General features: G+C 62.4%; 17 protein-coding genes. 5 read left to right on the forward strand and 12 right to left on the reverse strand.

Features of this window, described 5'->3' with window-relative positions; translation table 11 throughout:
* Nucleotides 1-14 precede the first annotated feature (14 nt).
* The 5 genes from tssK to ACE3P0_RS10185 all read left to right on the forward strand — a co-directional run bounded on the left by tssK (nt 15) and on the right by ACE3P0_RS10185 (nt 9,057).
* Nucleotides 15-1,352, forward strand: coding sequence for a type VI secretion system baseplate subunit TssK (gene tssK / locus ACE3P0_RS10165; protein ID WP_374402452.1), 1,338 nt, complete (start codon nt 15-17; stop codon nt 1,350-1,352).
* A 134-nt stretch (nt 1,353-1,486) separates the two neighbouring features.
* The gene (locus ACE3P0_RS10170) at nt 1,487-2,779 is read left to right on the forward strand and encodes a DotU family type VI secretion system protein (protein ID WP_374402455.1); all 1,293 of its coding nucleotides are present in this window, start codon (nt 1,487-1,489) and stop codon (nt 2,777-2,779) included.
* Between the two features lie 19 nt (nt 2,780-2,798).
* Nucleotides 2,799-6,350, forward strand: a complete 3,552-nt coding sequence (tssM, locus tag ACE3P0_RS10175; protein ID WP_374402457.1) for a type VI secretion system membrane subunit TssM — start codon at nt 2,799-2,801, stop codon at nt 6,348-6,350.
* 2 nt (nt 6,351-6,352) lie between these two features.
* Nucleotides 6,353-7,009, forward strand: a complete 657-nt coding sequence (gene tagF, locus ACE3P0_RS10180) for a type VI secretion system-associated protein TagF (RefSeq protein ID WP_374402459.1) — start codon at nt 6,353-6,355, stop codon at nt 7,007-7,009.
* Between the two features lie 131 nt (nt 7,010-7,140).
* Nucleotides 7,141-9,057: a protein kinase gene (locus ACE3P0_RS10185; RefSeq protein ID WP_374402461.1), complete on the forward strand. Its 1,917-nt coding sequence runs from the start codon at nt 7,141-7,143 to the stop codon at nt 9,055-9,057.
* A 107-nt stretch (nt 9,058-9,164) separates the two neighbouring features.
* Here the strand turns inward: ACE3P0_RS10185 and ACE3P0_RS10190 are convergent, their stop codons facing one another.
* The 12 genes from ACE3P0_RS10190 to tssH form a co-directional block, all read right to left on the reverse strand.
* On the reverse strand, nt 9,165-9,749 hold the full coding sequence (locus tag ACE3P0_RS10190) for a glycine zipper domain-containing protein (RefSeq protein ID WP_374402463.1): 585 nt from the start codon (nt 9,747-9,749) through the stop codon (nt 9,165-9,167).
* A 102-nt stretch (nt 9,750-9,851) separates the two neighbouring features.
* Nucleotides 9,852-10,640 (reverse strand): PP2C family serine/threonine-protein phosphatase, encoded by a 789-nt coding sequence (locus ACE3P0_RS10195; RefSeq protein ID WP_374402465.1) that lies wholly within the window; start codon nt 10,638-10,640, stop codon nt 9,852-9,854.
* Nucleotides 10,641-10,659: 19 nt separating this feature from the next.
* The gene (gene tagH, locus ACE3P0_RS10200; protein WP_374402467.1) at nt 10,660-12,384 is read right to left on the reverse strand and encodes a type VI secretion system-associated FHA domain protein TagH; all 1,725 of its coding nucleotides are present in this window, start codon (nt 12,382-12,384) and stop codon (nt 10,660-10,662) included.
* Between the two features lie 40 nt (nt 12,385-12,424).
* Nucleotides 12,425-13,636 carry a hypothetical protein gene (locus ACE3P0_RS10205; protein ID WP_374402469.1) on the reverse strand — a complete coding sequence of 404 codons (1,212 nt, stop codon included), beginning with the start codon at nt 13,634-13,636 and terminating at the stop codon, nt 12,425-12,427.
* Nucleotides 13,637-13,639: 3 nt separating this feature from the next.
* Nucleotides 13,640-14,080 (reverse strand): hypothetical protein, encoded by a 441-nt coding sequence (locus ACE3P0_RS10210; RefSeq protein WP_374402470.1) that lies wholly within the window; start codon nt 14,078-14,080, stop codon nt 13,640-13,642.
* 88 nt (nt 14,081-14,168) lie between these two features.
* Nucleotides 14,169-14,495, reverse strand: a complete 327-nt coding sequence (locus ACE3P0_RS10215) for a DUF4150 domain-containing protein (RefSeq protein ID WP_374402473.1) — start codon at nt 14,493-14,495, stop codon at nt 14,169-14,171.
* 73 nt (nt 14,496-14,568) lie between these two features.
* Nucleotides 14,569-15,624, reverse strand: a complete 1,056-nt coding sequence (locus ACE3P0_RS10220; protein ID WP_374402475.1) for a beta-ketoacyl synthase N-terminal-like domain-containing protein — start codon at nt 15,622-15,624, stop codon at nt 14,569-14,571.
* A complete protein-coding gene (locus ACE3P0_RS10225; RefSeq protein ID WP_374402477.1) occupies nt 15,621-16,634 on the reverse strand; it encodes a DUF2169 domain-containing protein in 1,014 nt (337 codons plus the stop codon). The genes ACE3P0_RS10220 and ACE3P0_RS10225 overlap by 4 nt, the downstream gene beginning before the upstream one ends.
* A gap of 122 nt (nt 16,635-16,756) precedes the next feature.
* Entirely contained in the window at nt 16,757-18,880 is a 2,124-nt protein-coding gene (locus ACE3P0_RS10230) for a type VI secretion system Vgr family protein (RefSeq protein ID WP_374402479.1), read from the reverse strand.
* A gap of 75 nt (nt 18,881-18,955) precedes the next feature.
* Nucleotides 18,956-20,320 carry a tetratricopeptide repeat protein gene (locus ACE3P0_RS10235; RefSeq protein WP_374402481.1) on the reverse strand — a complete coding sequence of 455 codons (1,365 nt, stop codon included), beginning with the start codon at nt 20,318-20,320 and terminating at the stop codon, nt 18,956-18,958.
* A gap of 145 nt (nt 20,321-20,465) precedes the next feature.
* The gene (locus tag ACE3P0_RS10240; protein ID WP_374402483.1) at nt 20,466-20,987 is read right to left on the reverse strand and encodes a putative adhesin; all 522 of its coding nucleotides are present in this window, start codon (nt 20,985-20,987) and stop codon (nt 20,466-20,468) included.
* Nucleotides 20,988-21,108: 121 nt separating this feature from the next.
* Nucleotides 21,109-23,844, reverse strand: coding sequence for a type VI secretion system ATPase TssH (tssH, locus tag ACE3P0_RS10245; RefSeq protein ID WP_374402485.1), 2,736 nt, complete (start codon nt 23,842-23,844; stop codon nt 21,109-21,111).
* Between the last annotated feature and the right edge of the window lie 30 nt (nt 23,845-23,874).

A 23,874-nucleotide genomic window follows, 5' to 3' on the forward strand; every position in this document is an offset into this window, starting at 1 on the left:
GCGCGGATACGCCCATGTCCTGGTTCAGCAAGGTTGTCTGGTCTGAGGGGCTTTTCCTCCAGCCACAGCATTTCCAGCAGCAGGATCGCCACACCGAGTGGTGGGTCGAGGCGCGGACGCGCCCGGTATCAGCCCACTTCTGGGGATTCAGCCACCTGATCATCGACGACGCGGCGTTGGCGGCCGGTAAGGTCGCAATCCTCGAGGCACGCGGAATACTGCCCGACGGCACACCGTTTGATTGCCCGGCCGTCGATCTCGCGCCACCGCCGCTGGATTTCCCGGCGGACGGAAAGGACGCACTGGTCTGCTTGGCTTTGCCGCTGCGCCGTCCGCAGGCGGTGGAAGTATCCGGTGAGGCCGATGCCGCCACGCGATTGGCGCGTTACGAGCCGACGGAAACGACGGTACTGGATGCACATACCGCAGATGCGGGCACGGTGCCGATCGAGGTTGGGCATCCGCGTCTGCGCCTTGAACTTGCGGGCCCTCTGACCGAAGCTTTCATCAGCCTCGGCGTCGTGCGGGTTGCGGAGCGTCGTGCGGACAACAGCCTGCTGCTCGACCGCGGGTACGTGCCGCCGGTGCTGGGTTGTAAGGTCTCCAGCGTGCTTGCTGCCTACATCAAGGAAGTCTGTGCGTTGTTGCGTCAGCGCGGTGACGCGCTGGCCTCACGGCTTGCGCAGCCGGGGGCTGGCGGCGTGTCGGAGTTCGCTGATTTCATGTTCCTGATGATCGCGAACCGCCATCAGCCGGTGCTGGATCAATTCGCCCAACTCAGCTTGTTGCATCCCGAACGGCTGCATGAGCGGATGCTGGAACTGGCGGGTGAGTTGGCCACGTTGACACGCACCGAGCGGCGGCCCGACGGTTTCCCCGCCTATGCGCACGACGCGCTCGATCAGTGCTTCTTGCCCTTGATGCGCGAAATACGCCGCAGCCTGGCAACAGTGCTTGAGCAGACGGCGGTGCCGATCGAGTTGCAGGATCACAAGCAGGGGCGCTACGTCGGCATGATCGCTGACCGCGGTTTGCTGCGGCAGGCGGGCTTTGTGCTCGCGGTGAATGCGCAGGTGCCGGGCGAAGCGCTGCGGGCGCGTTTTCCGACGCAAGCCAAGCTTGGGCCGGTCGAGCGGATCCGCGAGCTGGTCAACCTGCAGCTGCCCGGCATCGCTTTGCGGCCGCTTCCGGTGGCGCCGCGGCAATTGCCGTACCACGCAGGTTTTTCGTACTTCGAACTCGACAACAGCGGCGAGCTCTGGAAACAGCTCGACACCTCCGGCGGTTTGGGTATCTATGTGGCCGGGGATTTTCCCGGTCTGGAGCTCTCGCTGTGGGCGATCCGCGCCTGAGGCGGTTGGCTCGAGCCAGCGCCGTGATGTCTGGCGCGCAAACGAAGCATTCTTGAACGACGCTGTGCCCGCAGGCGCGGGCCGGCCACTGGAACGGACGAGACGCGATGGCGCAAGACGATCCCTTTGGGCAAATGCCCTCTGACCGCACGCTGATCATTCCCTCGCCGGGGGCGCGTGCAGCGGCAGCGGCGGCACAGCCGGCATACGTTCCACCTGCACCGTCGGGTGGCCGCTTCGACAGGGTCGAACTCGGCGCTCTGGATTGGGATACCGGCCTTAACCCGCTGGTTGCGGCAGCGACGCCGTTGCTCAACTTGGTGCCGCAGCTACGGCAGGCAACGCACTCAGATCCCGCTGGGCTGAGGGAAATGCTTGGTCGAGCGATGCAGGAATTCGAGAACCGCGCGCGTGCGCAGGGGGCCCAGAACGAGCATGTCGTCGCAGCGCGCTATGCGCTATGCACCTTCCTCGATGAGACGGCAGCCAATACCCCTTGGGGCGAGAAACTGTGGGCGCAGCGCAGCCTGTTGGTTCAGTTCCACAACGAAGCCTGGGGTGGTGAAAAATTCTTCCAGCTGCTGGGCAAGGTTGCCGAGCAGCCAGATCAACATCGGCCCTTGCTTGAACTTTTCTACCTTGTGCTCTCGCTTGGGTTTGAGGGGCGTTACCGCGTGTTGCAGAACGGGCGCGCGCAACTGGATCAAGTCCGCGAGCGGCTTGCGCAGATGCTCGCCAAGGCACGTGGGGAACCGGATCGTGAGTTGTCGCCAAGCTGGCGAACAAGCGCGACGAGCCGCACACCGCTGCGCGACAGCGTGCCGCTATGGGCTGTGGCGGCGATCAGTGCGCTGATCCTCGGGCTCGTATTTGTCGCGCTCTCGTTCGCGCTGAACCGGCAATCCGACCCAACTTTCTCGAACATCCTTGCGCTCCGCGTAAAACCGCCGGCACCCGTTGTCGCCAAGCCGGTACAGGTTGCCGCGCCGGATCGTCTGGCCAAACTTCTGCAAGAGGACATCAACGCCGGGCGTGTTGTGGTGCGCGATCTTTCGGACCGCAGCATCGTTACTGCGCAGGGCGATGGTCTGTTCGAACCGGCCAGCGCTACGCTGTCACCGAGCTTCGTCGCGATCCTGGACCGCGTCGGCGCGGCGGTCGCCAAGGTTGGTGGGTCGGTGCTGGTGCGCGGACATACCGACAATCGTCCGATCCGTTCGGCACGGTTCCCATCCAACTGGCACTTATCGAAAGCGCGTGCCGATGCGGTAGGCGAAGCGCTGGCGCCGAAACTCAAAGGCGGGCAGCGCGTGCAGACCGAGGGTCGGGCGGAGAGCGAGCCAGTCGCCTCCAATGAATCCAACGAGGGACGTGCGCAAAACCGCCGCGTCGAAATCATCGTTTTCCCCGCCGCAGGCGGCATCTGAAACGGGTACAGGTCTTCCGATGAAACGCTTCTTCAAGGCGCTGTTGCATCCGGTGGTATTGGGCCTGCTCGGGTTGTTGGCCCTGGTGCTGGTGATCTGGTTCGTCGGCCCGCTGATTGCGATCGCCGGCCATGCGCCGCTCGAACCGGCATGGGTTCGCTGGACGCTGATCGCCCTTGCGGTGCTGATCGTCGTCGGGCGCTTCGCTTACGTGAAATGGCGGGCGCGAAAGAACAATGCGCAGCTGCTCGACGGTTTGGCGAGCCACGGCGGCGCCGAGGGCGATTCGCCCGAAGTACAGGTGTTGCGCCAGCGTTTTGCCGAGGGCGTGGCAGTACTCAAGCACAGCCAGATCGGCGCAGCGAAGAAGGACGGCGCCTTCGCGAAACTCGCATCGCTGGGGTCCAACCGCTATCTCTACGAACTACCCTGGTACGTATTCATCGGAGCGCCCGGCTCAGGCAAGACCACGGCCCTGATCAATTCTGGCTTGCGTTTCCCGCTGGCCGACAAACTTGGTTCGCACCAGATCAAGGGTGTTGGCGGTACGCGCAATTGCGACTGGTGGTTCACCGATGAGGCGGTGCTGATCGATACCGCGGGCCGCTACACCACACACGATTCCGACCAGACGGCTGACCGTACTGCGTGGCAGGGTTTCCTGGCGCTGCTGAAGAAGCATCGCCCGCGGCAGCCGCTGAATGGCGTGCTGCTGACGATCTCGCTCGGCGATCTGCTGACGCAGGGCGAAGCGGCTGCGATGTCCCACGCGCAAGCGCTGCGTACCCGGATCCAGGAACTGTATTCCGAGCTGGGGGTACGGCTGCCGGTGTACGTGCTGGTGACCAAGGCCGACTTGATCGCAGGCTTTACCGATTACTTCGGTGATTTGAGCAAGGAGGCGCGCGATCAGGTCTGGGGCACGACGTTCGCGCCAGACGCGCAGGGCGTCGATGCGCAGGACCTTGCGACCCGCCTGCAAGGCATGCAGGCGCGCGTGGACGGCCTGTTGCTGGAGCGCCTGCAAACCGAACGTGACCTCGTCCGGCGCGGCGCGATTGCCGCTTTCCCGCAGCAGTTCGCCGCTGCGTCGCGGCTGTTGCGCGAATTCCTCGACAAGGTGCTCGCACCGTCGGGTTTCGATCATCCGCTGATGGTGCGCGGCGTTTACTTCACCAGCGGTACCCAGGAAGGCAACCCGATCGATCGGGTGCTCGCGAGTCTTGGTGGCGCGTTCGGCTTGGAGCGACGCGTGCTTCCGCCGCAGGCCGGTTCCGGCAAGAGCTTCTTCCTGACGCGACTGTTGCGCGAAGTCGTGTTTGCGGAGCAGCGCTTGGGCGGCACCAACCTCAAGTGGGAGCGCCAGCGTGGCTGGTTGCGTCTGGCAGGTTTTGCCGTCATTGCGGTGCTTACAATCGGGCTTCTGCTCGCTTGGACCTTGAGCTTTATCGGCAATCGCGGCTACGTTGGCGAGGTCGATGCGCGAGTTTCCGAGATTGCGCCGGTGGTAGCGGCGGCAGGCAGCGCGCCGATCGACGACATCGTCGGCATGATTCCGCTGTTGGGATCGGTTCAGACGCTGTCGCAGACTGCGTCGCGACCGGAGGGGCGCACGCCTTTGTCACTCGGCTTCGGTCTCGGGCAGGGTGACAAGCTCGATGCTGCTGCCGAGCAGTCCTATCGCAGTCTGCTGCGCGACGTGCTGCTGCCGCGGATCTCCAACCGTGTTGAAGCGCAGCTGCGCGGCAGCCTGGACGGCAACAACCTTGAATTCAGCTACGAGGCGCTCAAGACTTATCTGATGTTGCACCAGACCGCGCATTTTGATGCAGAGGCATTGAAGGCATGGATTGCGCTGGATTGGGAACGGAATCTGCCGCAGAAGACGACCACCGATCAGCGTGCGGCGCTTGCATCCCATCTCGATGCCCTGTTCGCGGAAGGGCCGGTAGCATCGCCGGTCGAGGCCGATGCTGCGCTGGTCGCTCAGGCCCGCAACCAGTTGCTGCGCCTCTCACTTGCTGCGCGCATCTATAGCCGCTTGAAGCGTCAAGGCGTTGGTGGCGACATTCCGGCCTTCACGGTGGAACGGGCCGCAGGCCCGTCGGCTGCCCTGGTTTTCGTGCGCAAGAGCGGACAGCCGCTGTCCAGCGGCGTACCGGGCCTCTATACCTACGATGGCTATTACAAGGGTTTTGACCGAGAGGTCGGCCGGGTCTCGAAACAGCTTGCCGAGGAGCAGGCTTGGGTGCTCGGCAGCGATGCGCAGCAGGGCGGCGATGCCGCCAAGGTCTCCGAGGACGTGCGCCGCCTGTACCTCGCGGACTACGGCAAGGTGTGGGAAGAGTTCCTGGCTGATGTAACGCTGATCCGCTCCAGTTCTCTGCAGCAGAGCATCCAGGTTGCCCGTGTGTTGTCTGCGCCGGACTCCCCGCTGCCGAAGTTCCTGCGGGCAGCGTCTCGCGAAACCACGCTGACGCGTCGCGCGGAAGACAAAACGGTGGTGGACAAGGCCGGCGAGAAACTCAGCGGTGCCAAACAGGAACTCGGCAAGATGCTTGGCATGGGCGAAGCCGCACCAACGGCGCCTTCCGGCGCCTCGCTCGAGAGCATTGTCGATGATCGCTTCGCACAGATCCGCGCCTTGGTCACCGGCGATGGCAAGGCTGCACCGATCGACGCCGTTACCGCGTTGCTGAACGATGTTTACGTGATGCTCACTGCGACTGAAACCGCGCTGCGCGACAAGGTTGCTCCGCCGCCGGGCGATACCGGGGTGCGGGTCAAGGCTGAAAGCGCGCGGATGCCCGAACCGCTTCGCTCGATGCTGCAGCAACTGTCGGCAGCCGGTACTACGCAGGCGCTGAGTGCCACGCGCGAGAACCTCTCGGCCAGCGTTGGCGCACAAGTCGGACAGTTCTGCCAGCAAGCGATCGAGGGCCGTTATCCGTTCGTGAAGGGCAGCAACCGCGACGTGACGCGCGAGGACTTTGCGCGTCTCTTCTCGCCGGGTGGGCTGATGGACGATTTCTTCCAGAAGAACCTTGCTCAGTATGTCGACATGTCGACACGGCCTTGGAGCTTCAAGAAGGTTCAAGAACAGTCACTCGGCGGATCGGGCAGCCTGATCCAGTTCCAGCGCGCGGCGACGATACGGGATGTGTTCTTCCGCAGTGGCGGCTCGATCCGGCTTGATTTCAAACCGATCGAAATGGATCCGGCGATTACCCAGTTCACGCTGGATGTGGACGGTCAGCTTGTGCGCTATGCACACGGCCCGCAGGTGCTGCAGTCGATCCAGTGGCCAGGCGCCAAAGGCGGGCTTGCGGCGCGAGTGCAGATTGCGCCTGCCGGCCCGAGCGGCGCATCGGGATTCAACACCGAAGGGCCGTGGGCCTTGTTCAGGCTCTTCGACAAGGCCAAGGTTGATGGGCTCGGTGCGCCGGAGAAATTTCGCGTGGTGTTCGATGTCGATGGCCGCACGGCGACCTTCGAGGTGACCGCGAGCAGCGTGCAGAACCCCTTCCGGCTGCGGGATCTGAACGAATTCCGCTGTCCGGCCGGCCTGTGAGCATGGAAGCAGCTGGATGGTTCGGCAAGCTACCCGCGCTTGGGGACTTCGCTCAAAGGCGCCTTGACCCCGCGTTCGTTGCGTCGTGGGATCACTGGTTGCAGCAAGCCATGCTGGAGAGCCAACGCGTGTTGGATGCCACATGGCTTGATAGCTACCTCACGGCGCCGGTCTGGCGCTTCGTGCTGACGGCCGGCGTGATTGGGCCGCGCGGCTGGGCTGGGTTGATCGTGCCCTCGGTAGATCGCGTGGGCCGCTACTTTCCGCTCACTGTGTGTGCGCCACTTGATGGTGTCGAGTTGGATCGCGCTGCGGTCGCGTCGCTTGCGCCCTGGCTTGACCGTATTGAAGTGGCTGCCCGGCGTTGTCTGTCGCACGATGCCACGGTCGATGGGTTCGAGGCAGACCTTGCTGCCGTGGGGCTGCCAGCCTTTTTCCCGAAACCTTCTACCGAAAGTGCGTCGGCCGTGCTGAATCGTGCCCACACCATCGACATTCCACGCGATGTCAGCGGGCCCGATCTTGCTACCCTTGCTGATGGCGTTCTCGCGCGCGTCCTCTCGGGCTACAGCCTGTGGTGGCGAAATGCAGGCAACGCCACGCTGCATCTTCAGTTGCCCTCAACGTCGCGCTTCGGCAGCATGATCAGCCCTCAGTAGCTGACTGCCAGGCGGACTCGTGGATGAATCCTGTGCCAGATACGAACGATGACAAGACGGTAGTACTCGGTGGCGCTGCGGCAACACCTGCGCCGCCACCTCAACAGCGCGAATCGACGTCGCAGAACGCGTTGCCAGTCGGCACGCGCCTGGGAGAGTTTGAGATCGTTGGTCTGGTGGGCGAGGGCGGCTTTGGCATCGTCTATCTTGCGCACGACCACTCTCTGGAGCGCAAGGTCGCGCTCAAGGAGTACATGCCCTCGTCGCTCGCCTCGCGCGCTACCGATGCGTCAGTCGCGGTGCGCTCTGAGCGGCATCGCGAAACCTTTGAAGTGGGCCGCCGCAGCTTCGTGAACGAGGCGCGACTTCTGGCCCAGTTTGACCATCCTGCGCTGGTCAAGGTGTACCGCTTCTGGGAGGCGAACGGCACGGCCTATATGGCAATGCCGTACTACGACGGCATTACCTTGCGTGACGCGCTGAAGGCGCGAAGTGGTGCGCCGGATGAAAGCTGGATCCGCAAGATCCTGTCACCGGTGATGGATGCGCTGGAGATCATCCATCACGACAACTGTTTCCACCGCGACATCGCGCCGGACAACATCATGTTGTTGCGAGACGATCGACCGGTGCTGCTGGATTTCGGCGCCGCCCGCCGCGTGATTGGCGATATGACGCAGGCGCTTACGGTGATCCTCAAGCCGGGCTACGCGCCAATCGAACAGTATGCCGAGATGCCCGGCATGAAACAGGGCCCCTGGACCGACATCTACGCGCTCGGTGCGGTCGTCTATTTCATGATAACCGGCCGTACGCCGCCGCCATCGGTCGGCCGCATGATGCAGGACAACTTCGAGCCGCTTGCGCAGATCGCCGCGGGCCGCTACGAGGATGCCTTCCTGCGCGGCATCGACCACTGTTTGGCCGTCAAGGCGGAAGATCGGCCGCAATCGATCGCCGACATGCGAACGCTGGTTGGTTTCAGCAGCGCTTCACCCCTGTTCGCGCCCACAAGCACGCCGGCGCCTGCATCGTTCGAACCCGCACCGATCCGGCGCGATGGCGCTGCCACGGTCGCGCAGCCCGCACGGCAACCGGTCTCGACCACGCCAGTGACTGCGGAGGTGGCACCAAAGCCGGCCAGCCGCACCGGAATCTGGATTGGGGCTGCGGTGGGTGGGCTCGCAGTAGCGGGCGTCGGCGCTTATTTGCTGCTTGGTCGTAGTAGTGAGACCCAGCCTCCGAAACCTGAGGTGACCGCGTCGGCACCGGCTCCTGCGCCTCAATCGGCGCCCGTGGCGCGCGAAGCGTCGCCGGCCCAGTCAGTGCCAGCCGTGCCGGTGACGCCACCCAAGGCGGTCAGCCTGGGTGAGGCGGAGCAGGCGCTGCAGGCCGCGGCGAGCGCAGACATTGGGGTGATGATCGATAAGATCAAAACGCCAGTCGTCATCGGGAAGGATGCGCTGACGTTCAGCCTGCGCTCCAACAAGGGCGGCTATGTCTATGTTCTTCTTCACGACAAGGGGGCGGGTACCTTGTCGCGGATCTATCCCAACGCGCTCGATCCGGATAACCGCATTGCGGCTGGCAAGACGATGCGCTTCCCGCGGGAAAACTGGACCTTCGACGCCGATCAACCCAAAGGCGATTGGGATGTCATCGCCATGGTCGCCGAGTCGCCGCGCGAGTTTGACCAGTTGGCACTGGAGACCCGCGACGGCATTGGCGTAGCGACCGTATCGACGGTGGAGTCGGCCTTGCAGCGCGGCGGCGCAGCGGCACTCGCAGGGACCGTTCATTGCACGGATGGGACGACGTCTTGCAGTGCCGCCTACGGCGTGAGCACGTTTTTGGTGAGCGAGACTGATGTCGCCCCGGAGCCAGCGGCGCGCAAGCCGACTGAGGCTGCGCCACGGAGCGACAAACCGGCAGCGCAATCGCCGAAGCCCAAATCTCAAGCTCAGCCGCAGCAAGGCTCGGAGTCAGAGGCTGAGTACATGAAGAAGCTCAACAAAGATCTCGATCAGCTATTGGGCGGGAAGAAGTAGGTAGTCGAGGACTGCGCCGCCTGGTGTTGGCGTGCGATACCCGATAGGCATGTCACGAGGCGGCTCGATGATGCGGCGGCGATTGACCGCCGCATCGATGCGGGTTTTCAGACTTCGATTCGCGCCGGGTTCTTGACCTCGATCGTGACCCTTTGGACATTGCTGGGCGTCCGTGGGTCGGTCACCACGCTACGCACCACCGCGCCCTTGCCGGCGGTTTCCCGCGTTTGCTGCGCGGCGACTTTGCTGCGGCCAGCCTTGTCAGGCGGAACCGCGATCGTCATCTCGACGGTCTCACCGCGATCGGTTGCGACCTTTCGCGCATAGTCGTTCAGCTTGCGCATGGCCTCGCGACCGTCAGTTGTATTGACCTGGCTGAGCGGGATGTCGACCGAGACTGACTTGAACGCCTTCACCGGTTCCGTCTTGCCGGTTTCCTTGTCGGTTACCTGAACGACATCGGTTTGCACCGGTGCCGCTTTGGCGCCTTCAACTGCGACGGTGGCCTGAGCCGCTTTCTGCGCTTCTTCAATCTCATTGCTGCGGGCTCGCTGATAGCCGATCAGGCCGCCGACTACGGCGCCCGCGGCACACGCAGTGCCCGGGTCGTTCGAGGTGACCTGTGCCAGTACGGCGCCTGCGGCACAGCCAATTGCCGCGCCAATCATCGCACCCTGGGTTTTTTCGTCCATGCTCGCGCAACTGCCGAGGACCATCGGGACCATTGCAGCACTGAGTATTCGGATTCGTGTTGTCATGTTTTCGCTCCGGGAAATAGGTGTTGCTCGGGCGTGTCACTCAGCAGGCGTACTGTCCGGCATGATGATCGTCGTGGTTGGTTCCCCCGAACCCACAAGGACACATACCGCAGTGAAATTGTCGTTGCCGGTGCTCACTTTCGCGCGCAAAGCCTCGCTCATCAAGCTTAGCCAATGAGCTGGGGTGCTTGCCAGGTCGAGCAGGCGGAGCATGTCTGCTTCTTCGACGTATTCCCACCAACCGTCGGTACACATCAGAAAAGTGTCGCCGGATTGAATCTTGAGTGGCGTGCCCGCCACTGAAAGCTCAATCGCCTCCGCCGAGCCGATCGCGGACGTCAGTAGACTTCGTTGCGGATGACTACGGATCATCTCGGTGGTGCCATAGCCCGCATCGATCAGGTTCTGCACCAGGCTGTGGTCACGTGTGCAGTAGGCGACGCGGCCGTCGCGAAACAGATAGATGCGGGTGTCGCCTGCATGGCCCCAGATTGCCTCATCACGCTCCCGGTCAATCAACAGCATCGCTGCCGTAGCGTGCATGTCGTCCTTGGTGGCGCCACTGCGCTTGGCATGGATCACGGCCTCATTCGCGCCACGCAGCAGCTCTACCGCGCGATCGGAGCTGATCGCAGGATTCGCCGAGAAAGCTTCGAGTATCCGGCTAACGACGAGGCGCGAAGCCATGTCGCCACTTCCGTGACCGCCCGCACCGTCCGAAACCACCCAGCAACCGCAGGCTTCGGAACTCCAGTAGCCGCACGCGTCCTCATTCCGGGAGCGGCCTCCCGGGTCGGTCAGGTACGCTGTTTCGAGCTTGAGCATCAGGGGCTCCGCCGTTGCGTCAGTCGCGTCCGGGTTCGGATGCGAGCCGATCGATCTGCTCCTCGTAGGCGCGCAGGAAGGCGCGGCCGAAGAGGTTCTGGAAATCATCCTCGGCTTCGCGAGAAATGTCTGCGTAGTGTTGCTCGTAGAGATCCCACAGACGCGCCTTTCGTGAGCCCGGCAACACGTTGTCGAGGAAGCCGCGGTCGCTGATGCGGCCCTCCAGTTGCTCAGGCTTGAAGCGCTCGAGTACGCCGCTGAGCGCCGCGCGCATACCTGCCATGAAGCCGAACTGATGCGAGCGCAAATCGTCATACGCGTCGCGCATCGCCTTCACCGGTTCCATGAAGCCGTGCCCCTGCGGTGCAAGGAGCTGAACCAAGGCGAACTCGACATCCGGAGCGAACTTGAGCGGGTTGTTCTCCTTGCTCACGATCATCGTCACCTCGGCCCGGATCTCGCGCTTGGTTAGTGCCCTTGCGGTCAGCAGTGCCATCGTGCCCGATACGGATTCACGTAACACGCGGCCGATCTGTTCCATCCGATCCGGCGTCATGCCTTGGGGCAACTGCAGCGGAAAACCCAAACCACGCTGGAAGGCGGCGAGCAATTCGTCTGGCGCTGTGTGGACGCTGGCTGGCGCTGGCGCCGCCGACGGAGCCGGTTTAGCGGCCGCCGGAGCCGGCGCTTCAAGAGCCGGTTCGATACGGACCGACACACCCGGCGAGGCTGCAACGTTGGGCACCACACGTTCGCTGCTGTCGGCAGGCGGGGGCTGAATTGGCGGCGTGGGTGGCAGCGGCGACTCCGTCCATGATACGACAATGCCCGGCCCCGCTGGCCCATCAGCGTTGCTGGGCTTTGGAGGTGCCGCTGGAGTCGGTGCCGTCGCAATCGTATCGGCAGCCTCTGGAAGCGGACGCGGCGGCGCGAAGTTCTCAGCCAGCATGGGGGCGTCATCGCGTAGCGGTGCCGGCGTCGGGCCAGGGGCGGGGGCTGCGCCAAACAGCGCGAGGGGATCGTTCGCGTTCGCGGTTGGAGCGGCGGGCGCACTGTGCGCCGACAAGGCGGTGCCGGCAAACGGGTCCGACGCGCTGCCTTGAGGGCCGAGTCCGAACAGATCATCAACGCTGGCAGCTGGTGCGAGACTGAGATCCATGCCGAGCGGTGCTGCCGGCTTCGGCGGTGGAGGGGGCGCAGCGAACGGATCGGGCAGCGATGATTCCGGTCGTGCCGCTGGCGGTGGCGCCGGGGCGGCCGCCATGAACACTGCAAACGGGTCATCCGCCGGAGCTGCTGGCGCCGCCGCTTGGGCTTGCGGTACTGCGGGCGTCGGCGTTGCGAACGGGTCCGAGCTTGGCGCACCGCCAAACAGGCCCAACGGATCACTTGCAACGGTAGGCGTGTTCACGGGCGTAACGAAAGGCGCCGGTGAACGGCTCACCTCCGCGCGTAACTCATAGCCGCCAATCGAGAGTGCGTCGCCGTCGTTGATGGCTTGGCGGTTACCACGTCCGACCGGACGCCCATTGATCAGCGTTGGATTGCCGCCGTGATCTTCGATGACAAAAGCACTGCCGTCGAATAGCACCTGCGCGTGCAGGCGCGAGATATGCCGCTCGGGGTCGGGCAGTACGAGATGATTGCCGGGCTCTCTGCCAATCGATCCGCCTTGAGGGCCGAACTCCACCTGAATCGGGCTTGGTGGCGGCGCGCCTTTGAAAGTCAGTACCGTGAGACGCATGGCGTGAACGTGTTATCCGCTGGGTAAATTGGGTGATGGATTAGATCGCGGGTGGCGGAGGGAACACTGGTGCGCCGGCGAGTGCGGCGCGTGCGCCGAAATCCCAACGCGCTTCAAGATCGATTGTCCGCTGCGCCACTGAGGTAAGACTGACGCCGATGTCGTGGCCGCGGGACCAACGCGTCCCCGCAAGCCATCGTGAGCCATTCGCCGCCCATTGCTGATGTGCTTTCGGTGCGTCGGGCAAACGAACCTCTGGCGCGAATTCGCGCTCGATTTCGTCCGCTTCCGCATCTACCGGCAGGCTGGCGCGCTCACCCTCTACGTCGAGCCCCGTAAGCCGGGTCCAAGCTTCGCCTGCACCTGCGGCGGTTGCCGGATCAGCGTCCGACATCCAGTCCAGCAAGGCCTGCATCGCTGCAGGCTGGCCGCTGCGTGCCGCTATTGCGCAGCGTGTTGGCCCTGGCAAGGCCTGCATCATTGGCAGCATGCCCTGCATTGCAGCGGCCTCGCCGACCGCACTCATCCAGGTAAGGCCGAGCAACTCGCCGCGTTCAGCAAGTTTTCGAATGACGTTCGGGGCCCAAGGTTCGCTACGCCACACGCCTGCTTCCAGCGCCGCGGCTCGCAGCGCAGGGTCATCATGGCTGATGGCTGCGGCGTATGGGCGGGGAATCGGGTTGACCGCAGCGTCGACGTGGAGCGCGGCACGCCATGCTTGCGTCGCAACGGCAGGGATCGGATCGTCAAGCAAGCGTGCCAGTCGCGGGTCAGCGGGATCGAGTCGGCGATGCGACGCGAGAGCAAGCGCCGCAGCGGCCGCATGGGCAGGGCTGCCGTGTGACAAGGCTGCCCGCAGTGTGGCTTCGGTGTGCGCCAAGGGGGCCACGCCGAGAGCATCGCGCAGCCCTTCCAACCGTCCGCCAGTTGCTGCCGCGAAGGAAGACAGCACGCTTCGTGCTGCATCGATATTGCCGCTTCGGAGCAGGGGCAGCGCGCCAGCAAAAACTTCGTCGCGATCGTCGAGCGTGAGTCGTTCGCCCACAATACTGTGGAGCGACCGACCGCACACCAGCAGCCCTTCGAGGTGCGCTTCTATGCGCTCGTTCAGATCACCAAAATCGCGGATCGTCAGCGCCGGTGAGCGAATGGCGGCACGCCGCCGATGCCACAGATACGCAAGCTCCTCTGCGTGTGCCTGCGCAAGCTCAGGAATGAAATCTCGTCGACGCTGTAGCGGCGTTGTGCGCATGGTTCAGTTGATTGAAACGCTGCCAGCCTTGATGCGTTGTAAACCTCGCGCGCGGATCAGCACATCGTCGCCCCTCAGCACAGCTTTGCCGTCCGCGCGCAGATCGAGCGTGGCATTGCCGCAACGCAGGGTGAGCACCTCGGTGGCTTCGAGCGTGAACTTTGCCGAGGGCGTAGGGGCTCGATACGGACCAACCCGACCGAGCACGACGCCACGCGCGTCGTCATCGAGAAACTGAACCAGTACGATATCGCCAACCTTCAGGGTATCAACCCTCAACGATTGCGTCTCGAGCCAATCGCAAGGGTAGTCCGCCCTTCCTGCATCGCTGACCCACAGGGTGCCGTCGTCGGCAATCTGGCTCAGGCTGCAGCGCCGTACCCCTGGCGCAGGCCGCTGCACGTTGCGGGGCAGGGCGACCACGCTGCTGCGCTGTTTTGTCATGGTTGCTCCACTTCGCTCATCAGGCATTGAATTAGTGAAACTGTTCCCGCGCAAGGTGTCGCGCGCACTGCGTTGGCTCGGGATGGCGTCATCCGCAAATGTTCTTCTTGTTGTGCCATAGCGGATCGCCCATTCGGCATACGTTCTTGCCGTCCAGCATGACATTGAACGAGTACATGAGAAATTCGCATTCCTGCTTGAACGTGCCGCTCATGACGCCGCCGACGGTGCCGGGTTCGTCACCGGCGCTCATCATGTACTTGGCGCCCTTCACCATCACCATATTGCCGTCGGCTTTTACGGTGGAGGTGCCTGACGTGGTGTCGGACGATTTGCCGATGTTGGGGTAGGGGATCGGGATCGGCGGCGCAGGCGGCGCGGGCGTCTGGCAGACGTCCGGGAACACCATGCTCATGCCGCCGCTCCCCTTGTGCGCAAACCCCTGAATGTTATGAACAGTGCATGGCATAGAGGAAGTCTCCGACTTGTTACGCCGCGCGATCGAGGATGGCGGCTGCGCGGTCCGCGTAGTCGGATGAAGCATAGACCAGCGCCGGTGCACGTCGGTAGCCCCGCGAGATGTCGTGTGCGGCAAGTGCCGCAAGTGCCACACCATGAGCTGCGCCGAGGTCACCGAAGCACTCCGCCGGGTGCTCCATCGCGGCATCGTCAGCAAAGGCCGCCGAATTGCGGATGCGTGCAACGCCGAACTCACGGGCCCAGTAGCGCTCACCATTAAACGAACAAAAAACGCTGGTGATTGGCGTCGGCAATTGGGCGCTCTCGATGGCACCCGTCACCGCGCTCGCGAGCCCATTGCCGAGGTAGGGCTCGTCGGAATACAAATGACCGGGTTCCTGCCCGATCGCAGCGGAGATCACGGTTGCGAGAGGTGGCATCCCGTAGGTCCGTGCAGTTTCGGCATCACCCAGCAGCACGAAGGCAGCTCCTTCGGATGGCGAGAAACCATCGCTGATGGTTTCTCCGCGAATCCGATCCTCGCGATCAAAACTGCCGAGAAGGTGGAGGTCGACAAGGCTATCGACACCACCGACCAGTACGAACCGCGATTGACCCGCCTCGATGCGCTGCAGTGCTTGTTTGAACGCCATCAGACCGGCTGCCCGGCCGCGCGGTGCAGCGATACTGCTGCCTAGGTCAAAGCAGGGGCCGGCTTGAAGCGCGAGCCGTTGCAGAAAACGCGCGGGTTCTATCGCGATTGTTGTGTGATGTTCGGGTAGTGCCAGTAGAAGCGGCGGGGGCTCGACTTGCGGAGGTAGTCCGCCCAATACATCGGCGAGCGCCGCATGGGCCAGTTGTAGCATCCTTGATTCGCGACTGGGGCGAAGCTGAGCGCCCAGCGCCGGGTTGACGTCGGGCAGACCGTCATTTGGAACGCGGCCCACCACGAAGGGTTCGAAGCGCCGATCCAGCCATTCGATTGCTTGCAGGCGAGCCAAACGCGCGCGCGCGCTGGCTGCAGTCTCAGCCAGCGTCAGGCCGCCAGGGGTGATGCAACCCGCAGCGAGGACTGCGCAACTCATTGGCGGCCTCCGCGGGCGGTGCTGACCTGGAAGCGCTTGAGCTTGAGCAGCCGCTTGTCGACTGCCAGCGGCGCCCGCCACACCATCTGCATGCGGGCGAGGTCTGGTTCAAACAAGATCGTGTCGAGCTGCGCTTCGGCGGCAATCTCGGCGCCAGCAAAGTCGAATGCCAGTTCGACATCAGGCGAGGGCAGATCAAATTGCAGTGCGCCTGCTGCAACGCCTCTCAGACATACGGGCTCACCGCCGATGAATCGCTGGGCCGGTACCAGGCTCGATGGCGCCGCGTGTAGGAATCTGGGATCAAAATCCAGTGGCAGATGTGGGGCGCGTCCTTTTTGCCAGGCGGCATCGTAGGTGCCCGCATACTGGCGACGTCCGAGCCATGCAGGCGCCAGCGGCGCGAAGCCCGCGGGAGTTGGTCGATCGTACGGTGCCGTCATCAGGCAGCCCGAGTCTTCGATATTCGGCAGCGGGCGACCTTCGAGGTCCGTTTCCCAGCTTGCGACAAAGCCACGGCCCACCGGATTGCGCGGCTCGTTTTCAACAGGGTGCGCGTCATCGGACGGACTGCTGCCGCCAAAGGCGAGCTCCCAGCGCAGAGGCATGCGATCGAAGGCACCCGGGGCGGTTGCGCGCCACGTTTTTCCGTCGCGGGTCCAGACGCGGTCGCCGGTCACACGCAAGGTCTGCTGGACACTGCCGACCCGCATGCTCACTTCCATGCTTTGAACGGGACCAGAGGAAGAAATGGCGCGCCCGATCAGCATCACATCAGTCGATGGTTTGAGCAGGGTGACGTCGCCTGCGGCGCGCAACGAACTGACTGCGGGATCGGCCCAATACACGTCAGCGGCGAGGAAACCGGCCTGACGCGGCGAGGGGATCGGCCGTCCGCTCGACAAGTCGTAGGTGATCTTCACCGCGCCATACGCCGTCTCCACCCCGGACGGGGCGGGGAACACCGACAGCAGCGCAGCAAACGGGGTGCGATTATCGACCTGAAGCATGACGATCCGTGTGCTCTTGCGGAAGCGCAGGCTTGTTACAGGAGTTCAGCCAGAACAGTGCAATGCTGCGACCTCGCTCGATGCCGACCGATCGCCGTGCCCCATCGCCGCACGTCATACGGCTAATTGTTCGCAATCTTGGAGCCCTTCATCACAAGGTCGCCCGACGCCTTGACGCCGATCTTGCCGCTACCCTGAATCGTGATGTCCTTGCCCTTGATCGTGATCGTGCCATCCTTCTTCAGCGTGATGCTGGCATCGCCCGTTTTCAGCGTGATCTCGTCACCCGCCTCAAGGTAGTACTTCTTGCCGACCTGCGTCTGGGAATCCTTGCCGATCGAAACAGACTGGTTTTCGCCAATGCTGACGGTGACGTTTTTGCTGACCGTTTCGCTGAGGTCGGCACCAATGTTGACGGTTTCATTCTTGCCGACATTACGCTGACGATTAGCACCTACGTCGTGAGACTCGTCTGCGCCGACAGTGATGCTGCGGTTCTTGGCGATGGTGGTGGTGGCGTTGGCGCCCACGTCGAGGCTACGTTCGGCGGCGATGGTGATGGATTCGTTCTTGCCGACCGATTCGCTGCGATTCACGCCAATCGTGATGGTCTCATTGTTATCGACCGTTTCAGTGCGATCGTGTTTGACGTGTGTGGTCTCGTCGTTCCCGATCGTCTTCGAACGATCGTGGCCAACCTGATGGGTCTCGTCGTTCTCGACAACGATATCCTGGTTCTTCTCCGCGTGGATGTAGACCTGTTCTTCGCCCTTCTTGTCTTCGAACCGGATCTCGTTGAAGTTCGCGGGGCCGCCTTGTTTAGTGGACCGCGTCTTGATGCCCGTCTGCGTCATGTTGGCGGGCAGCTCGTAGGGGGGCATCTGTTCGGCGTTATAGACCCGCCCGGTGATGATCGGGCGATCCGGGTCACCTTCGAGAAATTCGACGATCACTTCCTGGCCAATTCGCGGTATCGCAACCATGCCCCAGTTTTTGCCGGCCCAGGGGTGTGATACGCGAATCCAGCATGAGCTGTTTTCGTCTCCGGCTGCGTAGCGATCCCAGTGGAACTTCACTTTGACGCGGCCGTACTGGTCGGTATAGATCTCGTCGCCGGATGGACCAACCACAATTGCGGTTTGCGGGCCTTGTACGAACGGCTTTGGCGTTGTGCGCGGCGGATGGTAAGGCTGGCGACTCGGAATCGCGGTGATCGATACTTCGAAACGATCGCCTTCGTCTTCCGTCGACTCGTGGCCTGCATGCTCGATTGCGTAGCTCGCGCCGATGATCAGGTACTCACGGTTCTGATCTTCGCGCGGATACTCCGCGAATTTGAACAGCGCGCCAGTGGTGAGCCCACGGACATTGCCGTTTCCGCTGCAGACTTCGTATTGGTGACGTAGTTCTTCGATCCGCACGCGAGCCAGTCGCTCGCCCTCGGAGCGGGCGACGTATTCGCCCGGGTAGTCGAAAACCTCGTGATCTGCCTGTGCGTGTTTGCCCGGAATCGAACCGGCCTTGCTCGCCAGCAGATTCGCTCCGGGTTTTGTGAAATCGAAATCCGTAACAGCGTATTTTGACGGCTGAATCTCGCGTTGCAGACGCCAGCCACGCAAGCCGGCGCGCGCCTCCACGCCGCGATCGGAGTGCGGAACGAACTCGACCGTTTCGAAACCGGGTTGCGCACGGTGACCGGCGTACGAGTCAGTCACCACCATCGTGTGCCGGCCGTTCGCATGCTTGAAGTAGAAGTAGATCCCTTCCTGTTCCATCAGCCTGCATACGAATCCGAGGTCCGTCTCGCGGTACTGCACGCAGTATTCGCGTGTTGGATACGACTCCGAGAGCGAATACTCGACATCCGCTACGGCGTGGTCGGCAAATACCGCTTTGATGATGTCGGGTACGCTTTTCTGCTGAAAGATCCTGCAGTCAGCCGTGCGTGACAACAGCCAGGCCCAGGGGCGCACCGTCAGCTGATAGCGATGAAAACGGCCTTCAATGCCGGTTTGCGCCATGGCGGTGACAAAACCGCTGAACTCCCGGAATCTGCGCTCGGCGACCTGGACTTTGATGGTGACGGTCTTGCCGATCAGATCGTTGAGTTCAATCTGGTCTTTCTGCGAGAGCGCAACGACCTGGTACTGGAAAAGCCGACTGAGCTCTTCATGCCCCTGCATCGACCGGAAGAGCAGATCCCCTCTGAGTGGTGAGGTGATTTCGACAAAGCTGTCTAGCTGCATTGATTCCTCCCGGCGTGCGTCGCGCACATCGGTCTTTTTGCGGAGTCGATTATCTGGCGTTCACGCATCGAATGGTCACACCTGAGGTTTGCTGGCCACGACGACCAATCCATCAACCGGCTTGCCGTTCTCGGTACGCAGCACGGCGGTGTCAATCGAACGCCGCTCTAGCCCAGCCACGGCAAGGCACGCGTCGACATGGCTTATGGTGTGGCTGTATCGGCCATGCGGATTGATTCTATGCCCTTCGCCTGCGCTTGACTCGTCCGCCGCCTCGACGCTGAAGGCCAGTACGCCACCATTGCGCAGCGCGCTTGCGGCTGCGTGAATTGGGGCCGCCAGCGAACCGAAATAGCACAGCGTATCCGCGGAGATGATCAGGTCAAACTGACCCGGGTGGGCATCGATCCACGAGGTGAGTTCGGCCTTTATCAACTGGTCGTAGCATGCTTTGCCGCTTGCCTTCTGAAGCATTCCAGACGACAGATCCACGCCAACCAGACGGCGAGCCCAAGGCCTGACGAGCGGGCCGCAGAGCCCCGTGCCGCATCCCGCATCCAGAACGTCCAGCGCCTCGGCAGGCGTCGGCAGGGCGCGTGCAACGGCGTCCGTAACGAGTTCTGGGGCACGATACGAAAGCTTCTGCTGCAGTTGTTGCTCGAAGCTCTCGGCAAACAGATCAAAGGTCCGCTCGACGTAATCATCCGCCGCACGTTGAGGTACATCGACCCCGCTGCACGCGGCATACATGTGGCGTGGCGTGGGGTGATCCGGCATGACGTCCATCCACCGGCGATAGACATCCGACGCTTCTTTGAGACGGCCTTGCGTGAAATACAGCGCGCCAAGCAGGTGGTAGCCGTCGGCGTTCTGAGGCATCAGCGAGATGGCTCGCGAGTAGTAGTCGATTGCCTCGTCGTGTCGCTCAAGTTGGTCACACAGCAGGCCAAAGTTGTTGAGCGACTTCAGATGATCGGGTTGGATGCCGAGCGCATTATTCAGAAGCGCTTCCGCTTCTTCAAAGCGGTTCTGTGCGCGGCACAACGTGCCGAGGTTGGACAGTGTGTCGGGGCTTTCGGGCCGCAACGCGAGCACGCGCCGGTAGTGACGTTCTGCTTCGTCGAGCCGCCCGGCCAGCGCCAGGATGTTGCCCAGATTGTTGTGAAAATCGGGGAAGTCGGGAACCGTCGATATCGCCTGTTCAATCAATGCAATTGCATCATCCGGCCGGCCCTTCTGGTTGGCGAGCACGCCGAGAAAGTGCAGGACGTCCGGGTGGCCGGGAGCCACCTCCAGAATTCTTTGGTAAAGCGCTTCGGCAGCATCCAGCTTGCGGTTCCGATGAAGCTTGACCGCCAATGCGACAGCGTCGTCGAGCGTAAGCTCGGATGGCGCTTCGGCTTCAGCCACTGTTTGACCGTTTTCGGTTTCACGCATCATTTACTGAGGGCACCCAGCCATGTTTGGTACCGCAACGTGCGGACTACGTTCGCCAGATCAAGGGCCGTGCGGCGTGCTACACGGGTCTGGTGGGGCAGGCCTTGCTTGCCAACCCCACGACAGCACAGCCAATCCCGCGATCGAATCAGATCTTGATTGTCTGGATTAGGTTGCGATTGAAGTCGCGCAGGTCGTATTCCCGGTTGATCAGGTCTTCCGAGGCGTTCATGCCGATCTTTGCGCCGCCAACTGCCTGAGTGCTCTTGAAGTTGGTGTACCGGCAGCAGGTCCAGATGAAATGCACTGGTGCGCACGCCTTGACGTTGTAAAGGTCGAAGAAATCCTTGAGCGTGATTTCCTTCAGTCCAAAGTAGTTGAGGAAGAAGACCAAGGCGTTGGGGTCCGGGTTCTTCTTGGCTGCGACTTCAGTCGGCTTGATGTTCTCGGGATCGTCTGCGTACAGCGTCATGTTCTGGATCGACTGCCCTGCCGAGAAGCCGTCCGACCAGCCGGAGTATTCGCCAGCGACGATCTTTTCCACGGCGCTTTGATAGATCGTTTTGTGCGCATGACTGTAGAAGGTGAATTCGCAGCCTTGAGGTACTGACACGAATCCATCCGACATCTTCCAGCCGCCGTGTCCGCAGAGATACAAGGTTCTTGCCATGGCTGTGCTCCTCCTGTGCGATCGCAATAAGGTGGGCGTACCCGTCGAAGACCCCGACGCCCGAAGGAATACAAGTGTTTCAGTGCGGTAGCCAGCTTCTTTGTGTGCCGGCGCCAACCACTCACTGGAACGTGTATCGGAAATCTCCTGCATCGACGTTTACAGCGACGCGCTCGATCGGATGCCCCTCCATCATTCGCGTCAGGAACTCGCGCGAAATGTCCGGCAGCATCGTGTTGGTCAGAATTGCATCGATCATCCGGCCACCCGATTCGCTCTCGGTGCAGCGCGATACGACGAGCTTGATGACGTCGTCCGAGTACTCGAACGGGATCTTGTAGCGTGCCTCGACCCGCTTCTTGATCCGGTTGAGTTGCAGTTTGACGATCTTGCCGAGCATTTCGTCCGAAAGCGGGTAATACGGAATCGTCACCAGGCGGCCGAGCAGGGCTGGCGGGAAGATCTTCAGGAGCGGTTCTCGCAACGCCTTGGCGAGCCCTTCCGGATCGGGCAGCAATTCCGGATCGCGGCACATGCCTGCAATCATTTCGGTGCCGGCATTGGTGGTCAGCAGGATCAGCGTGTTCTTGAAGTCGATGAAACGGCCTTCGCCGTCCTCCATGAAGCCCTTGTCGAACACCTGGAAGAAGATCTCGTGTACGTCGGGGTGGGCCTTTTCCACTTCATCGAGCAGCACGACGGAGTAGGGCTTGCGGCGGACAGCTTCGGTCAGCACGCCACCCTCGCCGTAGCCGACATATCCGGGTGGCGCGCCTTTGAGCGTGGAGACCGTGTGCGCCTCCTGGTATTCGCTCATGTTGATGATGATGAGGTTCTGCTCTCCGCCGTAGAGCGCCTCGGCCAATGCCAGAGCGGTCTCTGTCTTGCCGACACCCGAGGTGCCTGCGAGCATGAATACGCCGATCGGCTTTTGCGGGTTGTCCAGACCGGCGCGCGACGTCTGGATGCGCTTGGCGATCATCTCCATCGCGTGATCCTGCCCGATGACCCGCTCGCCGAGCGTCTTTGCGAGGTTGAGAATCGTCTCCACTTCGTTGCGCGCCATGCGGCCGACCGGAATGCCGGTCCAGTCCCCCACGACGCTGGCAACGGCCTGATAGTCGACAGTAGGCAGAATCAATGGGTTTTCGCCCTGCAGCTCGGCGAGTTTTTGCTGGACGGATTTGAGCGTCTCAAGCTGGGCGAGCCGTTCGGTTTCGGCGGCCGCCTCGTCGGCAGGTGGGGTGCCTGCATCGGTTTCGGCGGCAACGGCCTCTGCCGCTGCTTCAAGTTTGCTGCCGGTGCCTTCGACCGGTTTGATGCCGGCGCGCAGCTTTGCCCGCAGGTCCAGCAGTTGCGTCACCAGTTCGCGTTCAGCACTCCAGCGCGCTTCAAGTGAGGCGAGCCGCTCGCGCTCATGGGCGAGCAACTCGCTCGCTTCGACTTCGCGCTTTCCGATGTCGATCCCGATCGCCTTCTCACGCCCGATGATTGCGAGTTCGGTCTCGAGGCCTTCGATACGCTTTCGGCTGTCATCGACCTCGGCAGGGACTGCATGCAGGCTGACCGCCACGCGGGCACTTGCGGTGTCGAGCAGACTCACGGACTTGTCGGGCAACTGGCGCGCGGGAATGTAGCGATGCGAGAGTTTGACGGCGGCTTCAAGCGCCTCATCGAGAATCTGGACTTTGTGATGCTGCTCCATCGTCGAAGCGACGCCGCGCATCATCAAGATGGCTTTCGGTTCATCGGGTTCATCGACTTGCACGGTCTGGAAGCGCCGTGTCAGCGCTGGGTCTTTCTCTATGTGTTTCTTGTACTCCGCAAAAGTCGTTGCGCCGATCGTGCGCAGGGTGCCGCGAGCAAGTGCAGGTTTGAGCAGATTCGCCGCGTCCCCGGTTCCGGCTGCGCCGCCCGCGCCGACAAGGGTGTGCGTCTCATCAATGAACAGGATGATGGGTTTGGGGCTCGATTGCACCTCTTCAATGACGGAGCGGAGGCGCTGTTCAAACTCGCCTTTCATGCTGGCGCCCGCTTGCAGCAGGCCCACATCGAGCGAACGCAGTTCAACGTCCTTGAGGCTGGGCGGTACGTCACCACGCGCGATGCGTTGTGCAAAGCCTTCGACCACAGCGGTCTTGCCAACACCGGCTTCGCCAACAAGGATCGGGTTGTTCTGTCGGCGGCGCATCAGGATGTCGACGACCTGGCGGATCTCGTCGTCGCGGCCAACGATCGGGTCCATCTTACCGCCCCGCGCCTGTTCGGTCAGGTCGACCGTGAACTTCTTCAGTGCCTCCTGTTTTCCGAGTGCGGCTGGGGCGATCGCGCCGCTCGCCTCACCCGGGGCGCCACTGCCATCGCTGGGCACGCCACCGTCTTCAGGTGATCCGGCCACGATGCGGCCAAAATCGTCGCTTAGCGTGTCTGGCTTGATGCGGTCGAACTGCTTTGAAATGCTCGATAGTGCGTTGCGAAGGCTGGGCGTCTTGATTGCGCCGAGGATCAGGTGGCCGGTCCGCACCTGGTTATCCTTGAACATCAGCGAGCCATAGACCCATCCACGCTCAACCGCATTCTCGACATGCTCGGATAGATCGGATATCGCCGTTGAGCCACGTGGCAGGCGATCCAGCGCGGCGGTGATGTCGCCGGCGAGCTTGCCGCTATCGAGTTCGAAGTGGCGCACGATGCGATGCACGTCTGAATCCGGGTTCTGCAGGATCTGTGCAATCCAGTGGACCAGCTCTACATACGGATTACCACGCAGCTTGCAGAAAACCGTAGCACCTTCAATGGCTTTGTAACCCAGGCTGTTGAGTTTTCCAAAGAGTGCGACTCGGCTGATTTCACTCATGACTGTCTCGCTGTTGGCTGTAGGGTTTTA

Source organism: Niveibacterium sp., assembly GCF_041909475.1.
In the GTDB taxonomy this organism is placed as follows: Bacteria; Pseudomonadota; Gammaproteobacteria; order Burkholderiales; family Rhodocyclaceae; genus Niveibacterium.

What these genes read in the sequence shown, in the direction of transcription:
- tagF (WP_374402459.1), top strand. Translation starts at nt 6,353, where the DNA reads ATGGAAGCAGCTGGATGGTTCGGCAAGCTACCCGCGCTTGGGGACTTC.
- ACE3P0_RS10210 (WP_374402470.1), bottom strand. Translation starts at nt 14,080, where the DNA reads ATGACAAAACAGCGCAGCAGCGTGGTCGCCCTGCCCCGCAACGTGCAG.
- ACE3P0_RS10240 (WP_374402483.1), bottom strand. Translation starts at nt 20,987, where the DNA reads ATGGCAAGAACCTTGTATCTCTGCGGACACGGCGGCTGGAAGATGTCG.
- ACE3P0_RS10220 (WP_374402475.1), bottom strand. Translation starts at nt 15,624, where the DNA reads ATGAGTTGCGCAGTCCTCGCTGCGGGTTGCATCACCCCTGGCGGCCTG.
- ACE3P0_RS10170 (WP_374402455.1), top strand. Translation starts at nt 1,487, where the DNA reads ATGCCCTCTGACCGCACGCTGATCATTCCCTCGCCGGGGGCGCGTGCA.
- tssH (WP_374402485.1), bottom strand. Translation starts at nt 23,844, where the DNA reads ATGAGTGAAATCAGCCGAGTCGCACTCTTTGGAAAACTCAACAGCCTG.
- tagH (WP_374402467.1), bottom strand. Translation starts at nt 12,384, where the DNA reads ATGCGTCTCACGGTACTGACTTTCAAAGGCGCGCCGCCACCAAGCCCG.
- ACE3P0_RS10190 (WP_374402463.1), bottom strand. Translation starts at nt 9,749, where the DNA reads ATGGACGAAAAAACCCAGGGTGCGATGATTGGCGCGGCAATTGGCTGT.
- tssM (WP_374402457.1), top strand. Translation starts at nt 2,799, where the DNA reads ATGAAACGCTTCTTCAAGGCGCTGTTGCATCCGGTGGTATTGGGCCTG.
- tssK (WP_374402452.1), top strand. Translation starts at nt 15, where the DNA reads ATGTCCTGGTTCAGCAAGGTTGTCTGGTCTGAGGGGCTTTTCCTCCAG.
- ACE3P0_RS10215 (WP_374402473.1), bottom strand. Translation starts at nt 14,495, where the DNA reads ATGAGCATGGTGTTCCCGGACGTCTGCCAGACGCCCGCGCCGCCTGCG.
- ACE3P0_RS10205 (WP_374402469.1), bottom strand. Translation starts at nt 13,636, where the DNA reads ATGCGCACAACGCCGCTACAGCGTCGACGAGATTTCATTCCTGAGCTT.
- ACE3P0_RS10225 (WP_374402477.1), bottom strand. Translation starts at nt 16,634, where the DNA reads ATGCTTCAGGTCGATAATCGCACCCCGTTTGCTGCGCTGCTGTCGGTG.
- ACE3P0_RS10235 (WP_374402481.1), bottom strand. Translation starts at nt 20,320, where the DNA reads ATGATGCGTGAAACCGAAAACGGTCAAACAGTGGCTGAAGCCGAAGCG.
- ACE3P0_RS10230 (WP_374402479.1), bottom strand. Translation starts at nt 18,880, where the DNA reads ATGCAGCTAGACAGCTTTGTCGAAATCACCTCACCACTCAGAGGGGAT.
- ACE3P0_RS10195 (WP_374402465.1), bottom strand. Translation starts at nt 10,640, where the DNA reads ATGCTCAAGCTCGAAACAGCGTACCTGACCGACCCGGGAGGCCGCTCC.